The 19,184-nt window shown below is 61.9% G+C and carries 14 protein-coding genes; 4 read left to right on the top strand and 10 right to left on the bottom strand.

Translation table 11 applies throughout. From position 1 onward, the window contains the following. The first annotated feature begins 20 nt into the window (after window positions 1-20). Window positions 21-569, top strand: coding sequence for a DUF924 family protein (locus tag ACODTY_RS02765; RefSeq protein WP_488992762.1), 549 nt, complete (start codon window positions 21-23; stop codon window positions 567-569). Window positions 570-572: 3 nt separating this feature from the next. On the opposite strand, the gene folK is transcribed toward ACODTY_RS02765, so the two are convergent. The 3 genes from folK to folP are packed head-to-tail and all read right to left on the bottom strand — an operon-like array spanning window position 573 to window position 2,278. Next, a complete protein-coding gene (folK, locus tag ACODTY_RS02760) occupies window positions 573-1,085 on the bottom strand; it encodes a 2-amino-4-hydroxy-6-hydroxymethyldihydropteridine diphosphokinase (protein WP_488992761.1) in 513 nt (170 codons plus the stop codon). After that, entirely contained in the window at window positions 1,069-1,428 is a 360-nt protein-coding gene (gene folB, locus ACODTY_RS02755; protein ID WP_056238919.1) for a dihydroneopterin aldolase, read from the bottom strand. The genes folK and folB overlap by 17 nt, the downstream gene beginning before the upstream one ends. Before the next feature lies 1 nt (window position 1,429). Further along, entirely contained in the window at window positions 1,430-2,278 is an 849-nt protein-coding gene (gene folP, locus ACODTY_RS02750) for a dihydropteroate synthase (protein ID WP_488992760.1), read from the bottom strand. Between the two features lie 85 nt (window positions 2,279-2,363). Here folP and ACODTY_RS02745 point away from each other — a divergent pair, with 85 nt between their 5' ends. Then, window positions 2,364-2,969, top strand: coding sequence for a DUF922 domain-containing Zn-dependent protease (locus tag ACODTY_RS02745; protein ID WP_488992759.1), 606 nt, complete (start codon window positions 2,364-2,366; stop codon window positions 2,967-2,969). Between the two features lie 250 nt (window positions 2,970-3,219). Next, window positions 3,220-4,692: an MDR family MFS transporter gene (locus ACODTY_RS02740; protein ID WP_488992758.1), complete on the top strand. Its 1,473-nt coding sequence runs from the start codon at window positions 3,220-3,222 to the stop codon at window positions 4,690-4,692. Between the two features lie 269 nt (window positions 4,693-4,961). On the opposite strand, the gene ACODTY_RS02735 is transcribed toward ACODTY_RS02740, so the two are convergent. The 3 genes from ACODTY_RS02735 to ACODTY_RS02725 form a co-directional block, all read right to left on the bottom strand. Further along, window positions 4,962-5,990: an NAD(P)/FAD-dependent oxidoreductase gene (locus ACODTY_RS02735; RefSeq protein WP_488992757.1), complete on the bottom strand. Its 1,029-nt coding sequence runs from the start codon at window positions 5,988-5,990 to the stop codon at window positions 4,962-4,964. A 110-nt stretch (window positions 5,991-6,100) separates the two neighbouring features. Then, the gene (locus tag ACODTY_RS02730; RefSeq protein WP_488992756.1) at window positions 6,101-6,421 is read right to left on the bottom strand and encodes a 2Fe-2S iron-sulfur cluster-binding protein; all 321 of its coding nucleotides are present in this window, start codon (window positions 6,419-6,421) and stop codon (window positions 6,101-6,103) included. A gap of 116 nt (window positions 6,422-6,537) precedes the next feature. Further along, window positions 6,538-6,906, bottom strand: a complete 369-nt coding sequence (locus tag ACODTY_RS02725; RefSeq protein WP_488992755.1) for an Hpt domain-containing protein — start codon at window positions 6,904-6,906, stop codon at window positions 6,538-6,540. A 299-nt stretch (window positions 6,907-7,205) separates the two neighbouring features. Between ACODTY_RS02725 and ACODTY_RS02720 the strand changes: the two genes are divergently transcribed. Then, window positions 7,206-12,908: a coiled-coil domain-containing protein gene (locus tag ACODTY_RS02720; RefSeq protein ID WP_488992754.1), complete on the top strand. Its 5,703-nt coding sequence runs from the start codon at window positions 7,206-7,208 to the stop codon at window positions 12,906-12,908. Window positions 12,909-13,009: 101 nt separating this feature from the next. Here the strand turns inward: ACODTY_RS02720 and ACODTY_RS02715 are convergent, their stop codons facing one another. The 4 genes from ACODTY_RS02715 to ACODTY_RS02700 form a co-directional block, all read right to left on the bottom strand. Continuing rightward, window positions 13,010-13,660, bottom strand: a complete 651-nt coding sequence (locus ACODTY_RS02715) for a YiaD family glycine zipper/OmpA-like lipoprotein (protein ID WP_488992753.1) — start codon at window positions 13,658-13,660, stop codon at window positions 13,010-13,012. 143 nt (window positions 13,661-13,803) lie between these two features. Beyond that, a protein-coding gene (gene prfB, locus ACODTY_RS02710; RefSeq protein ID WP_488992752.1) for a peptide chain release factor 2 occupies window positions 13,804-14,935 on the bottom strand; the annotation gives its coding sequence in 2 pieces (ribosomal slippage) (window positions 13,804-14,868 and window positions 14,870-14,935; 1,131 coding nt in all). Window positions 14,936-15,082: 147 nt separating this feature from the next. Beyond that, the gene (locus ACODTY_RS02705; protein ID WP_488992751.1) at window positions 15,083-17,527 is read right to left on the bottom strand and encodes a penicillin-binding protein 1A; all 2,445 of its coding nucleotides are present in this window, start codon (window positions 17,525-17,527) and stop codon (window positions 15,083-15,085) included. Between the two features lie 193 nt (window positions 17,528-17,720). Further along, complete coding sequence (locus ACODTY_RS02700) at window positions 17,721-18,974, bottom strand: N-acetylmuramoyl-L-alanine amidase (RefSeq protein WP_488992750.1); 1,254 nt, start codon at window positions 18,972-18,974, stop codon at window positions 17,721-17,723. Window positions 18,975-19,184: the final 210 nt, after the last annotated feature.

Here is a 19,184-nt window from a genome sequence, read left to right as displayed (position 1 = left end):
ACGACAATTCAGGAGATGAAATGAGCCAGACCGATCAACGCGCGCTGACCGTCACCAAGTTCTGGCGCGATGCCGGAATGCAAGCATGGTTTACCAAGGATGCCGGGTTCGACACGAAATTCCGGAATGAATTCCTCGACCTGCATTTCGTGGCGGCGAGGCGCGAACTGGACGGATGGGTGGATACGGTCGAGGGTGCGCTGGCGCTGATGATCCTGCTCGACCAGTTTCCCCGCAACTGCTTTCGCGGCACAGGCCATATGTTCGCGACCGATCCGCTCGCCCGCTACTATGCCGCCAAGGCGATAGACCTCGGCCATGACATGGCGGTCGATGAAGAAATCCGGGTGTTCTTCTACTTGCCGCTGGAGCATTCGGAAAACCTCGAAGACCAGAAAAAGTCAGTCGAGCTGCACAAGGCAAACGCCCAGTCCTACCTTAAATACGCCATCGATCATCTTGAGATCATTGAGCGTTTTGGTCGCTTCCCTCATCGCAATCCGCAACTGGGACGCCAGACGACTACGGATGAGAAGGCATTTCTGGACGGCGGCGGCTTCGCCGGCTGAGTTTCAGGAAAGCCACCAGTCGCGGCCGGACGGCAACCGCTCGATGCCGGCCGTATCCACCGTTGCGAGCCGTTCCGACACCGACTTGCCATCGACCGACAAATTGGGCGCGATCTCCGCCAGCGGCGCGAGCACGAACGCGCGTTCCAACATGCGCGGATGCGGCACTTCCAGACCGGTTTCCTGGATGACGCGGTCACCGAACACGAGGATGTCGATGTCGATCAGCCGCGGCCCCCAGCGCTCCTCGCGCACGCGCTTGAGCTTCTTTTCGGTACCGAGGCACAGGTCCAGCAATTCATGCGGCGACAGCGAGGTGGAAAGTTCGGCAGCCGCATTGAGGAAATCCGGCTGGTCGAGCTTGCCCCAGGGCGGCGTGCGGTAAAGCGAGGATACCGCAACAACGTCCGCGCCGTCGTCACCGGCCAGGAGCCGCAACGCCGAAGCCATGGATTTACGCGGGTCGCCCAGATTGCCGCCTAGGCTGAGGAAGACCCGGTTATTGCGGCCAGACAACGCTCACCTCGACGTGATCGAGCACGCCGCGCACCGGGGCGTTGGGCTTGCGGATGGTGATTTCGGCGCGCTTGATCTGCGGAAAGCGCGCGACAAGCGCCTTGCCGACATCCAGCGCCAATGTCTCGATGAGGAAACGGCGGTCGCCGGTAATGATTTCCTCGATCAGCTGAAATGCGACGCCGTAATCCACCGTTGCGTGGATGGAATCGGCTTCCAGCGGCTGGTTCGGATCGACGTCCAAAGTGGCATCGACATAGAAGCGCTGTCCAAGCGCCTCCTCCTCATCAAGCACACCGTGCCGGGCGAAAAAGGCACAATTTTTCATGCGGATGACATACATTTCAGTGCCCAGCCATTTCTGAATCTCGCGCCAGCATAGCATCGGCTACCGCCAGCGCATCCACATTGATTGCGACATCGTGTACGCGAAAAAGCTGCGCACCCTTCAGACGCAAGATGACACTTGTGGCCGCCGTTCCGGCAGCCCTGTCGGGAGCTTCACGGCCGGTAATTGAGCCGATGAAGCGCTTGCGCGACGTACCCGCCATCAGCGGGAAACCCAACTCGTGCAACTCTTCGAAACGAACGATGACATCCATGTTGGCTTCGGTTGTTTCCTTGGCAAACCCGAAACCGGGGTCGAGTACGATATGGTTCTCGCCAATACCTGCATGGCGCGCGATTTCCAGCGATTTTCTGAGAAAGAGGAACTGGTCCTTAATCGGATCGTCCAGTTTCTGGCGCTCACGGCCGGTGTGCATGATAACGAGCCCTGCCCCGGTTTCCGCAGCGACCCGTGCAATCCCCGCTTCCCGTTGCAGGCCCCATACGTCGTTGACGATATGAGCGCCTGCCTCCACCGCCAGCCGCGCGGTCTCCTCGCGGTAAGTGTCGATGGAAATGAGCGTCTTACCCCACGCAGCCAACGCCTTGATGACAGGCAAGGCACGCGCCTGCTCTTCCGCAGCGCTGATGGGCCGGGACTTCGGCCCGGTCGATTCGCCACCGACATCGATGATGGCCGCACCTTCCTCGACCATGCGATGGGCTTGCCGGATCGCGCTGTCCGTCGTATCGAACCGGCCGCCGTCGGAAAAGCTGTTCGGCGTGACATTGAGAATGCCCATCACGACAGCCCTGGCGCCGAGATCAAGGTGGCGCCCATGCGCCAACTGCCATCGTCTCATCATCGTTGTCGTTCAACCGGTATCAGGCGAAATTGATTTCCGATGCGCTTTATGGGCCCGTAAAGCAAGCGAATGTAGAGAGAATGCCGTGAAAAAAACTTTCCTCTCATTTATACTTCTTGCACTAGGGGCATGTCCAGCCAGCGCGGCGACGGTTGCCAAGAGCTACAGCTATTTCACCGTTCGCGGCACGACCTACGACCAGATCGAGGATGAGCTGGCAAAGCGCGGACCTCATGTGAACAGCACCGGCAACCGGCATCCGGGGGCAACGCGCATGGCCTTCACCACCAAGATCGGCTACGCGCAGGATGGCTCCTATTGCCGGGTCGCTTCGGCAACGACAACGGTGAAGGTCGAGGTCATCCTGCCTAAATGGCGGCCGCGCAGGAAGGCGGAACCGGATGTGCGCCTGTTCTGGGACACGCTGTTTGCCGACATAAAGAGGCATGAAGAACAGCATGTCGATATCGCCAAGGCCCATGCACGTGAGCTTGAGACCAAGCTGAAGGCTGTGGGCCGACAAAAGAGTTGTGAGATTGCGCAAGCCAAGGCCAAGCGCGTGACCGAGGCGGCACTTGCCAAGCACGACAGGGCGCAAGCCCAGTTCGACCGGGTCGAGACCATCAATTTCGAAAGCCGGATCCTGCGGTTGCTGCGTTACCGCATCGAGCAGTCACAGGCGAAAAACTAGAGGCGCACGCTTTTCAACCAATACGCGCGGCTCGACACCCGATGCGCCGTTTGCTATCTCACGCGCCGCTGTTTCGAGAAACGCGAGCCGGTTGGTAGTCCGGCGATCCTGCTCTCAAGGATCCGAAGCCCGCCTGAAGGCGTGGTCCACAGCCAACTCAACCACGGCCCTTGGCCGGATTAAGCTGTCTTCAGCTTGGAATACGTCGCGCCTGTATTCAGGCCTGGCGGAAATCGAATTGAGTGGGTCTATGGATAAGCCAAGCGATCAAAACGTGTTTCATCAGCCGCCTCTCAGCGAACGCGAGAAAAACGTCATCATTGCCGGCGTGCTCTTGTCGATGCTTTTGGCGGCGCTCGACCAGACCATCGTGGCTCCGGCCATGCCGACGATGGCGGCGGCGCTCGGCAACGCCGAGTACTTGCCGTGGATCGTGACCGGCTACCTTTTGACCGCGACCGCGGTTTCGCCGCTCTACGGCAAGATTTCCGACGTCTATGGGCGTCGCCCGACCATTTTCGCGGCCGTTCTGATCTTCATCGCCGGATCGATAATCAGCGCGATGGCGCCGAACATGCTGGTGCTGGTTGCGGGCCGCGCGGTGCAGGGGTTGGGCGGCGGCGGCCTTTTCGCGATGACGCAGACCGTGATCGGCGACCTCGTGCCGCCACTGGAGCGCGCGCGCTATTCGGCCTGGATTTCCGGCACTTGGGCAGTGGCGAGCATCGCCGGGCCGCTGCTTGGCGGCACCTTTGCCGAACACCTGCACTGGTCGCTGATTTTCTGGATCAACATCCCGCTCGGCCTGATAGCGATGGCGATCATCAGCAATCCGTTGAAGAAGCTGCCGATTTCGGCCCGCCGCCACAGCATTGACGGCTGGGGCGCGCTGCTTTTGATCATTGCGACATCGCTGCTGCTGCTGGCGATGAACTGGGGCGGCAGCCGCTACGCATGGGCCTCACCGCAAATCGCCGGGCTCGTTGCCGGCTCGGCGGTGGTGTGGGCGCTGTTTGCGCTGCGCCTCTACAAGGCGGGCGAGCCGCTGATTTCACTGGAAGTGCTGAGCAACCGGATCGTGTTGACGGCGACGACCGCGATGTTCCTGCTTCAGGCGGGCAGCATCGGGCTCGCGATCTACCTGCCGGTCTATCTGCAATCGGCGCTCGACCTGTCGCCCGGCGATGCCGGAATGGCGATGCTGGGGCTGCTCTTGGGCACCGTGGCGGGAGCTTCGCTCAGCGGACGGCTGGTGCCGCGCTTTGCTCACTACAAGCGCATCGCGCTGGTCGGCATAGTGTTCGCCATTGCCTGCCTCATCGTGATGGGGATCGTTGCCGACAGCGCTTCGTTGCTGGAGGTGGAGATTTTGACCGCCCTGATCGGCTTCGGCACCGGCACGATCTTCCCGATCTCGACCGTCTCCGTGCAGAACGCGGTGGACCGCGCTCATCTGGGCGTCGCCACCGGCGTGCTGACCTTCCTGCGCTCGCTGGGTGGGGCAATCGGGGTCGCGGCGCTTGGAGCGGTTGCGCTGGGCTATGGCCTGCCGCTGGCCGGCGAAGGCGTCCATGTCGCGCATGGCTCAACGGACGCATCGTTCGCCATCATCTTTTTCGCGACCGCGGCACTTTTGGTGGCTGCATTGGCCGTTCTCACGCTGATGCCGGAAAAGCCGTTGCGCGGTTATGATCGCGAAGCGGCACCGGTCGCCACCGAGTAGCGCCTAGGGTCAGGACCTATTAATATGACTGAAATGGCGTTCGAAATGGCGAGAGATGCAAGGAAAAGTCCGCAGAGCGGGGTGGTTCCCCCGGTCAAGGGCTTTGACGCAGCAGTTCGACGCCAGTTCGATCGTCCTTCGGATCGGGCGGATTTGCACGGGCTACAGTGTCGCAAAGCCTTGAAAGGCTTCAGCCTTCCAGCGGCTTCGCTCCTCGTATCCGCACAAATCCGCTCCGACCATTTCAGCCAGATTAATAGGTCCTGACCCTAGTCCACGACACCCAGCTTCTTTTGCAGGTTGGTCGAGGACGTTGTGTACTGGAAGACGATGCGCTCACCCGGTGCGACGATGCGCTTGGCGGCCTGCGCCATCAAGGCAGCTTCGTGGAAGCCTGACAGGATGAGCTTCAGCTTGCCCGGATAGGTGTTGATGTCGCCGATGGCGAAAATGCCCGGAACCGATGTCTCGAACTTCTCAGTATCGACCGGGATCAGGTTTTCATGCAGGTTGAGGCCCCATTCGGCAATCGGACCGAGCTTCATCGTCAACCCGAAGAACGGCAGCATGCGGGTGCATGGCACCTCGATGTCGCCATCGGCACCCTTGATGGTCGCCGTGGCAAGCTGGCCGTCCTTGCCGGTGAGCGCGGTCACCTGCCCGACCTGGAAACCGAGCTTTTTCATCTCGTGCATGGCGTACATTTTGTTGACGCTGTCTGGCGACGCGCGGAATTCGGGTCGGCGATGTACCAAAGTGACACGATTGGCGATCGGCTGCAGGTTGAGCGTCCAGTCCAGCGCCGAGTCGCCGCCGCCGACGATGACGAGGTCGTGGCCGCGGAATTCCTCCATGCGCCGCACGGAATAAAAGACGCTCTTGCCCTCATAAGCTTCGATGCCCGGAATCGGCGGACGCTTCGGCTGGAAAGAGCCGCCGCCGGCGGCAATGACGACAACCTTGGCCTCGAGCACTTCGCCTTCGTCGGTGGTCAGGCGGAAGGAGCCGTCTTCCAGCCTTTCAAGGCTTGAAACCATGCGATTGAAGGTGAAGTCCGGCTTGAACGGCGCGGCCTGCTCCATGAGCTTGTCGACAAGGCCTTGCGCAGAGATCTTCGGCCAACCCGGAATGTCGTAGATCGGCTTTTCCGGATAAAGCTCGGCGCACTGGCCGCCCGGCCGGTCGAGAATGTCGATCAGGTGACATTTAAGATCGAGCAGGCCAAGCTCGAACACGGCGAACAGGCCAACCGGCCCCGCCCCCACGATGACGACATCGGTTTTGGTTAGACTGGCCATGGCAAATGTCCCGATCTGCAAAGACGGGGCAAGAGTGCATTACCGGCGGCGCGCTGCCAAGCGCCAGCCGGTCAAAGGATCAAGGAGTGATTGGGTCAGGTGGTTTGGGATCAGCCCTGGCGCTCGGGGACATTGACGACGAGGCCATCAAGTTCGTCGCGCACCTTGATCTGGCAGGAGAGCCGCGAGTTGGGCTTAACCTCGTAGGCAAAGTCCAGCATGTCCTCTTCCATCGCCTCCGGTTCGCCGACCGTATCGGTCCAGGCTTCATCGACGTAGACGTGGCACGTGGCGCAGGCGCAGGCGCCGCCGCACTCGGCCTCGATGCCGGGAACCGCGTTTCGGATGGCGTTTTCCATGACGGTGGAGCCATTTTCGGCATCGACATCGAAACGGGTGCCGTCAAAGGCAATGAAAGTGAGCTTGGTCATTTTTACTTTGTCATCTGAGGGAAGAACCCCGCCGAGATAATCACTCCGCCCAACAAGTCAACTGTGGCGCGAAACCGGCGTAGCATGGCGTTTTTCGGAAACTGACGCTGCTGCAATCAAAGATCGGTCGCAGCGACAAAGGCGCGCACGTCTTCAACGAGGCTGTCGAGAAGTTCGAGATGGCCGGCATCGCCGGGGTTGCGCTCGATGGCATCGGCGCATTCGGCGATGGCGAAAGCACCCACGCCGCGCGCGGCACCCTTCAATCCATGCGCCAAGAGTGTGCGCTGGCGGGGTTCGGCCCCGGCGAGTTGATCGCGAACCGAAAGGGACTGCGCGACGAACATGACAAGCACTTCGCGGCCAAGCGCGTTGTCGCCCATCGTCTGGCGATGCAGATGATCGAGGTCGATCGGCGCTGCCTGAAGTTGTTCACAGACTTGTTCGCCCGATCCGGACGCCCCCGCCCGTTTACCTTTGTCCATCGCCCGTCCAATCCCAAGCCACTCTATCCATCTTTACGGATAGCGGCATAACGTGGCAAAATCCAACTGATATCGCGTTCCGGACGCTCGTCAGGCTGCCTCAAAAAAATTCGCCGCGAGCCGCATAACTCACGCGTGCGTTAACCTTATATTTAAAGTTTTACGTATCGCGCCGAATGCATGTTTTCTTTACCCCCCTGTGTCATTACGATACGCGGGGTCCATATTCAGCCTCGTGTGCAGGGCGTGAAAAACCAAAATAAGACGCTCCGTAGCATCTAGTACAGGGTAGCGAAGGCATGGCGAAGAAAACCACCACGGCAAAGTCCCTCGACAAGGAAGTTGCCAAGGAACTCGAAGCGGCACTCGATATCGATCTGAGCTCGGTGGACGCCGGCGACCTCGACATTGCGGCTTCCATGGAAGATCTCGAAGCCCAGATTGCCGAGGCAGCCGACGAATTGGCGCGCGCCAGCAAGCCCGAGAAGGTCGAGCCTGCAAAATCCAAGGCAAAGCCGGCTCCCGCTCCGACACCCGCGCCCGCCCCGGCTGCCGAAATGCCGGCGGCCAAGCCTGTCGATCTGCGCCCGGTCGAGCCGCGCCCGACGATACAGCAGAACGGTTTCGCGCCCGCCAACGACGACCGCCAGAAGGACTACAAGTCGCTTCAGCACAGCCTGAACCGCCGCGCCTCGAATAGCATCTACTGGGTCGTTGCGTTCATTTCGCTGGCCTGGGTGGCCGGCGCCGCGGCGCTGGCGAACATCCTGTTCGGCTCTGGCATCTGGCAGATCCGCACGGTCGAGCAATTCCTCGCCCGGCCGCAGTTGATCGGCCTGCTGGTCGCAACAGTGCTGCCCGTAATCCTGTTCTGGGCATTCGCCGCCATGATCCGCCGCGCGCAGGATATGCGTCTTGCCGCCCAATCGATGACCGAAATGGCCTTCCGCCTCGCGGAACCGGAAAACATGGCGCAGGATCGTGTCATGATGATCGGACAGGCCGTGCGCCGCGAAGTTGCGGCCATGGGCGAAGGCATCGAACGCACCCTTGCGCGCGCAGTCGAACTGGAAACGCTGGTGCACAGCGAAGTCAACCAGATCGAGCGCTCCTATTCCGAGAACGAAGCCCGCATCCGCTCGCTGGTCGACGGGCTTGGCACCGAACGTGAAGCTGTCGTCAGCCACGCCGAGCGCGTCCGCGCCTCTATCACGGGTGCACATGAGACACTGCGCGAGGAAATCAGCTCTGCAGGCGACCTCATCCGCGAAAGCATCCTCGGCGCATCGACCAAGATGTCGATGACCATTACCGAATCCGGCGATTCACTGATCGACCGCATCAACGAAAGCTCGTTGTCGATCTTCGATACGGTGGAAACGCGCCTGGATTCCATCACCGACCGGCTGTCGACCTCCGGCGAGGCCTTCGCAAGCCTGCTCGACACGCGCATCGCCAAGCTGACCGACAGCACCGACGGCCTGACGCGCTCGCTGACCGAACTGCTCGATGACCGCACCGCCGGCATGGTTTCCCTGCTCGGCGGCGCGGCACGCACGCTGAGTTCCGAGTTCGAAGCCTCGCTTTCGGGGATCGAGCGCACGCTCGCCGAACGTGGGCAGGAATTGATCAGCGAGTTCCAGACCCGCGCCGAGGCGCTGGATACCGGCACGCAGAAGCTCAACGCCGCCTTGGAGGCGCGCGCCCGCCAGATCAACGAAACGCTGGTCGAACGGACCCGCGAGATTGCCGGCGCGTTTACCGACGGCAGGGATTCGCTGGTTGCCCTTATCGACCAGGGCAAGACCCAGATCGGCGCCGACATGGCCGACATCATCTCTTCCACTTCGACCATGCTCGAAGCCCGCGCCAGCGATTTCGCCGGCCGCATGGAAGCAGCGCGCCATTCGGTGTCGCGCGCCTTCGATTCCGACATCCAGCGGCTTGCGGAAGCCCGTTCGGGCATCGAACAGGCTGTCGAACATCACAGCATGAAGCTCGCCGAAGGCCGCGACCAGATGGCGGCGGCGATGCAGGAAGATCTTGCCCGGTTCGCCGAGGGCCGCGCCGAGATCGACGCTGCCGTATCCAACCAGATGCAGAAGCTGGCCGAAGGCCGCAGCATGATTTCGCGGGTGCTGGAGGAAGATCTGCGCAAGGTCAATGAATCGCGCGCAGCCATCGACGCCTCGTTGGGCAGCCATCTCGAACGGCTGGAGGAAGGCCGCAGAAGGCTTGCCGACGCACTTAACGAAGACTCCGGCAGATTGGCGGAAGCACGTGTAACCATTGATGAAATGGTTGCCGGCCACGTCGGAAAACTGGTCGAGGGCCGCAAGATATTGGCGCGTTCGCTCGATGCCGACCTCAACAAGCTGGCCGATACCCGCTCCAGCATCGATGGGCTGGTCGCAAGCCAGGTCGAGAAGATTGCCCAGGGCCGCGCCCTGCTTTCGCAGGCACTCGACGCCGACCTCAACAACATCAACAAGCTGATCAGCGATCATTCGGGCAAGCTTGCCGACGATCGCAACCTGCTTGCCCAGACGCTTGAGGCCGACCTTGCCAAGCTGGCGGAGAGCCGCTCCAGCATCGACGGCCTCGTTGCCGGACAGGTGGAGAAGCTGGCAGAAGGCCGCGACCTTTTGCGGCGCGCGCTGGAAAAGGACCTCAACACGATCAAGAGCGTCATTTCCGAACAGTCGCAGCAGCTTGGCGTCGATCGCCAGGAGTTCGCTCGCGCGCTCCAAGACGATCTGAGAAACGTGAGTGGCCTTGTCGGGTCGCATGCCGACCGCCTGGCGGAAGACCGCATCGCTCTGTCCAGAGCGCTGGAGGATGATCTGGCCAAGCTGGCGGAAAGCCGCTCCAGCATCGACGGCCTCGTTGCCGGTCAGGTCGAAAAGCTTGCCGAAGGCCGCGACATCTTGCGCCGCGCGCTGGAAAACGATCTGTCTTCGGTCAAGGACGCCATCGCCAGCCAGACTTTGAGATTGGCCGACGATCGCGCCGAACTCTCGCGTGCGCTGGAAAGCGACCTCGCCAGCGTCAACCAGCTCATCCATGAACATATGGAACGGCTGACCCGCGATCGCGGCGTGCTCTCGCAGGCACTGGAAGCCGATCTCGGCAAGCTGACCGAGAGCCGTGGCGAGATCGATGACGCCGTTGCCGGCCAGGTGGCAAAGCTGGCCGACGCCCGCCGCGATATCGATGTTGCCGTGGCGGATCACATCGACCGGATCGCCGCCAGCAGCACCCGCATCTCCGACAGCATCGCCGGCGACGTCGAAAAGATCGAGGAAGCCTTCAACCGGCAGACCGGCATTATCGAAGAGCGCGCCGGAACGATGGAACGCGCCCTTTCAGCCGGTGTCGATGGCATCAGGGGCGCTCTGGAAAAGAGCGCGGTGGTCGTCGCCTCCTCGCTGCGCGACAAGGTGCTGGAAGTTACGGCGGCACTGCATGAACAGGCGAGCGCGAGCCTCTCCGACGCCGACCGCAGGATGGTCGAACGTGCCGAACAGACGTCCGCCGCCCTCCTCGCCCGCGCCGAAGACATGGCGCGCGCCTTTGAAGAGGCGGATGGCCGTCTGGCAGCGCGTGCGCAGGACACCTCCGACATGCTGCTTGCCCGAGCCGAAGAGACCGCCGAGCAACTGGCGTCGCGCGCCGGCAAGATCGTCGACAGCTTCGAGGATGCCGACCAACGTCTTGCCCAGCGCGCCATAGAGACGGCGCAGTCGCTTGCGGCCCGCGCCGGCGACATACTGCGCAACTTCGAGGATGCCGACGACAGGCTGGGCAGCCGCATCAGCGAATCCGCTGAAGCTCTTGCCGCACGCGCCGCCGACCTTGGCCGCATCTTCGACACGGCAGACCAGCAGCTCATGACCCGCATTGCCGAGGGTTCGGAGGCATTGACCAGCCGCGCGGCCGAGATCAGCCGCGTGCTCGAAGACGCCGACAACCGCATGGTGTCGCGCATTTCCGACACCGCATCGGCCATCGGCCAGCATGCCGACAGCATCGTCGGCGCTTTTGCCAACACCGAGCGGCAGGTTGCCGAACGCGTTGCACAGACGGGTCAGGAACTGGCGGCCCATGCGCGCGGCATCGAGCAAGTGCTTGCCGGCGCGGACGAGCGCCTGACCGCCAGCGCATCTTCCGTTGCAAACCGGATCGGCGAGCAGATTGCCGATGCCGAAAGCCGCTTCGCCAATTCGGCCGAGACGATGGGCCAAAAGCTTGGGGAGCATATCGCACAGGCCGAGGGACAGCTTGCTTCGCGAGCCAACGTCATCGCCGAAACCTTTGCCGCTGTTGGCCAGCACATCGGCCAGAGCACCAACGAGGCTGCAAGGACCATCGGCGCCAACACGCGCGAGCTCAACGAGATGCTTGCCGCGCGTTCGGCGGAGATCACCAAGATACTTGACGAGACGGCACGGCCCCTGGTCGAGCGTTTCGCCGAAGGTGGCTCCGAACTGCAAAAGAGCATGGAGGCGGCCGCCGAGCGCACCTCGGAGAAGCTGCGCGTCGAAAACGCGGCCCTTGCCGAGGCACTGGCCAGCCGAACCGCCGAAACCTTGTCGGCTGTGGACAGCGCCCGCTCGACGCTGGCCGAGAGCGTTACCGACCTTATCGGCCGCATGACGGCATCCAGCTCGCAGCTCAATGCGCTGGTGGAGCAGGCCACCAACAACCTTGGCCAGGTCGACGAGCGCTTGACCAACAGCACGCAAAGCTTTGCGGTCACGACCGAAAAGGCCGCGCAGACCTTTGCCAGCTCGGCCCGCCTGGTCGATTCCAACACGGCCCGCCTGACCGAACTCTCGTCTTCCACGCTGCGCGAAGTGGCCTCCATCGCAACCAAGTTCGACGAACACAGCCGCCTGCTGGCAAGTGCGTCGCAACTGCTGAGCGCCGCGCAGAGCAACCTCGAGCACACGCTGGAGCGGCAGACTTCGCTGGACGACCTCGCCGTTGGTCTGGTCAAGAAGTCGGAAGACCTCGAAAAGGTCATGCAGTCGTTCGAAACGCTTGTTTCACGGACGCTGGAGGGTGCCGAAGGCAGGACGATGGAATCCGCCGACAAGATCCGTTCGGCGATCAACGAGGCAATCGAATCGGCCACCAAGCGCTTCGCCGACGCCACGGAAGAGATGCGGCGCACGGCAGGCTCCATCAAGAGCGAGCTCGACCTTACCCGCGCCGAGCTGAAGCGCGGCGTCGTGGAAATGCCGCAGGAGGCCCAGGAATCGACCACGGCAATTCGCCGTGCCGTTTCCGAGCAGATCAACGCCTTGAAGGAACTGTCGGATATCGTTGCGAAATCGGGCCGTGCGGTGGACGTGTCAGAGCCTCGCGGTTCGCGGCCAGCGCCGCAGGCACCAAAAGCGCCCGAGCCGCAGCAGCGTCGTCAGGCACAGCCCGAGCCTGCTCCGCAGCGGCCTTTGGGTAACGTTGCCCTGCGCGGCTCGCTCGACGCCGCCGAAAAGGCCGACACGACGGCGCGCCAGAAGGAGCCGGCTGGCCGCAACCCGCAGAACGGTTGGGTTCGCGACCTGTTGACCGGCGCGTCACGCGAAGAAGCCAGCCAGAAGTCGGCAACTGCCGAAGCCCAGCGTGCGGCCCCGGCGCAGCGTTCCCCGCTGCACGTGGTCGAATCGCTGAACTCGCTGTCCGTCGACATCGCCCGCGCAATCGATCACGACGCATCGATCGAGTTGTGGAACCGCTATCGCCGCGGCGAACGCGATGTCTTCACGCGCCGGCTCTATACCTTGAAGGGACAGCAGACCTTCGATGAAATCCGCCGCAAGTACCAGGCGGAGGCCGAGTTCCGGGCTGCCGTGGACCGCTACTGCGACGACTTCGAGAAGTTGCTGAAGGATGTTGCCCGCAACGACCGCGACAACATCATGACGCAGACCTACCTCACCTCGGATACCGGCAAGGTCTATACCATGCTGGCCCATGCGAGCGGCCGGTTGAGGTAATCGCTACGGTACGAGGACAAACAAAAAAGGGCGGGAAATTCCCGCCCTTTTCTGTTGATCCGGAGTGAACGAAGCAGCCGATGGCCGCCTCGGTGCCGCTATCAGGTGAGCGGCGACAACTGAATCTCGACGCGACGGTTCTGCGCCCGGCCCTGCTCCGTACCATTGGAAGCGATCGGGCGGGTCTTGCCGAAACCGGTGACGGCGAAGCGGCGCTGATCGACGCCCTGCCCGGCCAGATAATTTGCCACTGACAAAGCGCGGCGCTGCGACAGGTCGAAATTGTGCTGGTCGCTGCCGGTGGAATCGGTGTGGCCATACACATCGACCAGTGTCTGGTTGTACTTGCGCAGCACCAGCGCCACCGAATTCAGCACCGAGTAGAAGCCGGGCTTCACCGCGTCCTGGTCAATGTTGAAAGTGATGTCCGACGGCATGTTGAGCATGATCTGGTCGCCGACGCGCGTAACGCTGACGCCGGTGCCCTGCAACTGCGCGCGCAGTTCGGCCTCGTTCTGGTCCATCTTCGCGCCGACGAGCCCGCCGGCGAGTGCGCCGACGCCTGCGCCGATCAGCGCGTTGCGGCGGTCGTTGCCGCCGGCCAACGTACCGAGCGCAGCACCCGCGAGAGCGCCGATTCCGGCACCCGCCGCCGTGTTGGAAACCTTCTGCTGGCCGGTGTAAGGATCGGTGGTGCACGCGGTGGCGAACACGCCGGCCATCATCACGGCGATAACAGTCTTCATCTTCATAAGCTTGTCCCTCGTAAAACTGCGGCGCGCCAAGCGCGCCGGATCACCCTTCCCGGCCGAGTTGTAGCACACAATGCGGCAAAATGCGGAACGGGAAAAGTCGTCCCGGCAACTATCGCGGGAACAATCGGCAGTTGGAGCGGCTAGTCGATATCAGCGACCACTTCGCCCGCTCCGCCTTCAATACGCTGCGACAGCGAGGCTTCCATGAACTCATCGAGATCGCCGTCGAGCACGTTGGACGGACTGGTGTTTTCAACACCGGTCCGCAGGTCCTTCACCAACTGGTACGGCTGCAGCACGTAGGAGCGGATCTGATGGCCCCAGCCGATATCACTTTTGGAAGCCTCGGTAGCATTGGCCGCAGCTTCGCGCTTCTTCAGTTCTTCCTCGTAGAGCCTGGAACGCAGCATTTCCCAGGCCTTGGCCTTGTTCTTGTGCTGTGAGCGCTCCGCCTGGCAGGCAACGGCGATGCCGGTGGCAATATGGGTGATGCGGACGGCGGAATCGGTAGTGTTGACGTGCTGGCCGCCCGAACCCGAGGAACGGTAGGTGTCGATGCGCACATCGGATTCGGAGACGTCGATCTGGATCGAATCGTCGATGACCGGATAGACCCATGCGCTGGCGAACGAGGTGTGACGGCGCGCATTGCTGTCATAGGGCGAGATGCGCACGAGACGGTGAACGCCGGACTCGGTCTTCAGCCAGCCATAGGCGTTGTGGCCCTTGATGAGCACGGTCGCGGATTTGATGCCCGCTTCTTCGCCGTCATGGACTTCCAGCACCTCGACCTTGAAGCGGCGGCGCTCGGCCCAGCGCGTATACATGCGCAACAGCATCGAGGCCCAGTCCTGGCTCTCAGTGCCGCCTGCGCCGGCGTGAATTTCGAGATAGGTGTCGTTGCCGTCGGCCTCGCCCGAGAGCAGCGTCTCGACCTGCCGTGCCTTGACCTCGCCGCGCATGGCGCGCAGCGCGTCTTCGGCCTCGGTGACGACGCCTTCGTCGCCTTCTTCCTCGCCCAGTTCAATAAGGCCGATATTATCTTCGAGAGCTCGTGTCAGGCCCTTGACCGCGCCGATGCCCTCTTCGAGGGACTGACGCTCGCGCATCAGCTTCTGTGCTTCGATGGGGTCGTTCCAAAGGCTGGAATCTTCGGCAAGAACATTGAGATATTCAAGCCGTTTCAGGGCCTGATCCCAGTCAAAGATGCCTCCTCAGCAGGGTTATCGCCTGCCTGATTTCGTCGATCGTGTTCTGCGTTTCCGCGCGCATGAAGAGGCTGCTCTACCCGTTTATCGATGGATTGATTTGATGGCGCGATACATAGGCACGCCCGCGCCGCCTGTAAAGCGAAATGGCTGGAGGTGACGCCGCCGCCCGAAAAGGCAGCGGCCGGATGAGAATTGAGACGGTTCTGCCTTAGTAAAGGCCGCCGCCCCCCGACTGGATGGCCTGGTTGGCTTGCGGCGACAGGGCCTCGCCCGAGCCGTTCGAGCCATCTTCGCCCATGCCGATGATCCAGTAGGAATCGGCCGGGCCGGTGCCGGGCTTGAAGGCTTCGATGATGGTGCCGGGCTGGCCGTCGACGGCCTGCATGCCGGTCTTGCGGTCGATGGCGACGAGGCTCATGCCTTCCGGCACCTTGAAGTCGACATTGGGCGTGCCGTCGAGCGCCACGCGCATGAAGTCCTTGAAGATCGGCGCGGCGAGACCGCCGCCGGTGGTGCCGCGGCCAAGCCCCTTTGGCTTGTCGAAGCCCATGTAGAGACCGACGACGAGGTTCGGTGTGTAACCGATGAACCAGGCGTCCTTTTCGTCATTTGTGGTGCCGGTCTTGCCGGCGATGTGGCGGCCAAGCTCGGCAACGGTGGTGGCGGTGCCGCGCAGCACCACGCCCTCCATCATCGAGGTGATCTGATAGGCCGTCATCGGGTCGAGGACCTGTTCGGAATTGTCGACCAGCTCAGGCTCGGCCTGGTCCTGCCATTCAGCCGCGTTACAGCCTTCGCAGCCGCGTTCGTCATGCTTGAACACGGTCTTGCCGTAGCGGTCCTGGATGCGGTCGATGAGCGACGGTTTGATGGAGCGGCCGCCATTGGCCATGATCGCATAGGCGGAAACCATGCGCATGACGGTGGTTTCGCCCGAACCCAGCGCCATCGGCAGATAGGGCGCCAGATGGTCGTAGACGCCGAAGCGCTCGGCATATTCGGCGACCAGCTTCATGCCCATGTCGTTGGCGAGGCGAACCGTCATCAGGTTACGCGAACGCTCGATGCCCGAACGCAGGGTCGATGGGCCGGCGGCACGACCATCATAGTTCTTCGGCGTCCAGGTGGTGTTGCCGCTCTGGATGGTGATCGGGCCGTCCATGATGACGGAGGCGGGCGTGTAACCATTGTCCAGCGCCGCTGCATAGACGATCGGCTTGAACGACGATCCCGGCTGGCGCATCGCCTGTGTCGCGCGGTTGAACTCGGACTCGGCATAGGAGAAGCCGCCGACCATCGCCAGCACACGGCCTGTATGCGGGTCCATGGCAATCATGCCACCCTCGACTTCCGGCGGCTGGCGCAACTGGTAGGCGCCCTCGGCATCGTCCCGCTTCTGGACGAACACGACATCGCCCGGCTTCAACACGTCGGCCGGAGATTTCGCCTTGACCGTCTTGCCATCGACGACATGGCGCATGGCAAACGACATGTCTTCCTTGCTGACGGTTCCCTCGACGCGCTCGGCAACCAGTTCGCCCGAAGCCTGCTTGGCAGGCTGCACGCCAATGCGCAGCCCCGCGTCGGAACTATCCAGCACGACCGCAAGCGTCCATTCAGGCACGTCGTCGAGACCTTTGATGGCGCCAAGCGCAACGCCCCAGTCGCCGGAAATGTCGATGGCGGTCACCGGTCCGCGATAGCCGCGCAGCATGTCGTATTTGAGGAGGCCGCTCTGCATGGCCTTGCGCGCGACGAGCTGCATATTCGGATCGAGCGTGGTGCGCACCGACAGACCGCCCTCATACAGAGCGTTCTGGCCATAGCGGGCGATGATCTCGCGCCGCACTTCCTCAGTGAAGTATTCGCCGGCGAACAGGTATGTGCCGTTGCGGCGGGGCTTGACGTTGAGCGGCTCGGCCTTGGCCTTGTCGCCTTCCTCGCGCGCGACGTAGCCATTGTCGACCATCTGGTCGATGACCCAGTTACGGCGCTCGATAGCACGCTGGGTGTGCCGGAACGGATGATAATTGGACGGTCCCTTGGGCAGCGCGGCAAGATAGGCGACGTCCGCCACCGTGAGTTCGTTCACCGACTTGTCGAAATAGGTAAGTGCTGCGCCCGCGATGCCATAGGCACCGAGGCCGAAATAGATCTCGTTCAGGTAGAGCTCGAGAATGCGGTCCTTGGGATAAGCCTGCTCGATGCGGAACGACAGCACCGCTTCCTTGATCTTGCGGTCAAGGGTCTGCTCGTTGGTGAGGAGGAAGTTCTTCGCCACCTGCTGCGTGATGGTCGAACCGCCCTGCGTCGGCCCACCGGTCACGTAACGCAAGGCGGCGCGCCCGATGCCCTGGATGTCGACGCCCGGATGATTGTAGAAATTCTTGTCTTCGGCCGACAGGAACGCTGCCTTGACCCGGTCGGGAATGGCCTGGATGGGCAGGAATAGCCGACGCTCATGCGCATATTCGGCCATCAGCGAACCATCTGACGAATGGATCCGGGTCGTCACCGGCGGTTCGTACTTGGCGAGCACCTCGTAGTCGGGCAGTTCGCCCGCCAGATTGCCGACATAGACGGCCACAGCGCCAGCCACCAGCAGCGCAAGCGCCGTGCCGATGCCAAAGAAATAGCCGATAAGCCGAATCATGCCCGCTCCAGTCGAGAATCCGTCACTTTCCTAAACGACACCGCATCGCGTTCAAGGTCAGGCAAGTGCACGAAACAGGACATTTGTCGCCTTGATGTGGGCAAAATACGGCGGCGAACGAATCCGATCTTCAAATCAGAACAATATCGCCGTGTGTTGTCCGCATGCAACGCCGCCGTTGCATCACGATGATCTAAAACGTCCCGTCTTTAGCGGCTTTGACCGAGGCGAAAGCCGCAACCGCATTGGTGATGCTTTCAGCGGCCTTGTCGCGCCAATCAGGATCGATCAACTGCGCTTCGTCCTTGGGATTGGAGAGATAGCCAAGTTCGACCAGCACGGAGGGGACGTCCGGAGCCCTCAGCACGCGAAAGCCGGCGAACCTGTGCGGATTGTTGATGAGGCCCACTGAAGTGCCCAATTCGTCGACCAGCGTGTTGGCGAAGCTCATCGAGAAGGAATGGGTTTCGCGGCGGATGAGGTCGATCAGGATATCGGTGACTTCCGGGCTGTCAGCCTTGACTTCGATGCCGGCAAGCCTGTCGGACAGGTTTTCACGGTCGGCCAAGGCTTGTGCTTCCGCATCGGATGCCTTGTCGGACACGGTATAAACGGTAGCGCCACGGATGCCCTTGAGGCTGATCGTGTCGGCATGGATCGAAATGAACAGGTCGGCCTCGTGCTGGCGCGCGATGCGGACGCGATCATCGAGCCTGAGGAATGTGTCGTCGTCGCGGGTCATGAACACGTCGTACTTGCCGGACACGGACAGCTTGTCCTTGAGTTCCTTGGCAAAGGCCAGCGTGACTTCCTTCTCGACGGTTCCGCTCAGCCCTTCGGCGCCGCCGTCAACGCCGCCGTGGCCGGGATCGATGACAATGGTGAAGCGCTTCAACGGAAACTTGCTGACCCGGTCGCTCTTGTTGCCGGCGACGGTGGAACCCGTGGTTTCGGCCTGGACCGACAGCGCTTCATCGAATTCGCGCTCAGATGCCGCCGAAATGTCGGCGACAATGCGGTAGCCAGCACTGTCCTCATTCTTCAGAACATCCAGCCGCTCGACCAGAAAAGGCCCCTTGCCGGTAACCACGAGGCGTGACGACCCATTCGGCAACACGCCATAGCGAACGCCCCTCACCAGGCCCCTCGCCTTCAGATCCTTCGCGTCGATCGCCATTTTCGTTGCCGGCAGGTCGATGACCAGCCGGTTGGGGCCGCGCAGGAGGAACCATCTGAGGTCAGGCTCATGGTCGAAATTGATGACGATGCGCATCTTCGTGGCATCGCCCGCCATCTTGTAGTCGAGGGCATTGACCGGTTCGGCCGCGACGGCGGGTGCGGGGCCGAGCAGGGACAGCGAAAAAAACACGGCGAAAAGGGCGAGAACGACAAGGCTAAGGCTCCAGCTTCCAGGCTGTACCTTCCCATTGTTCGCTACCAACCCCATATGCGGTCCTGCTGTTCCTGATTCGATGCGGGTGGCGCCCGATTGGAGATGACGCCGGCCAAGCATGCGCGCGATTAACAATTCGTATTCAAAGAAGGTTAACCAAGCCTTTTCACGATCCAGATTGCCCGCCTAGACGCCCCTTTTGCCGGCATCTTAAAACGGGGTTGCCTTCTAACTCGCCAAATCATAAAAGCGGCATTGGACTAC

This window comes from Mesorhizobium sp. FG116 (assembly GCF_057809835.1).
Note: the sequence above shows the minus strand (reverse complement) of the source record. Positions and strands in the feature narration are given on the sequence as shown.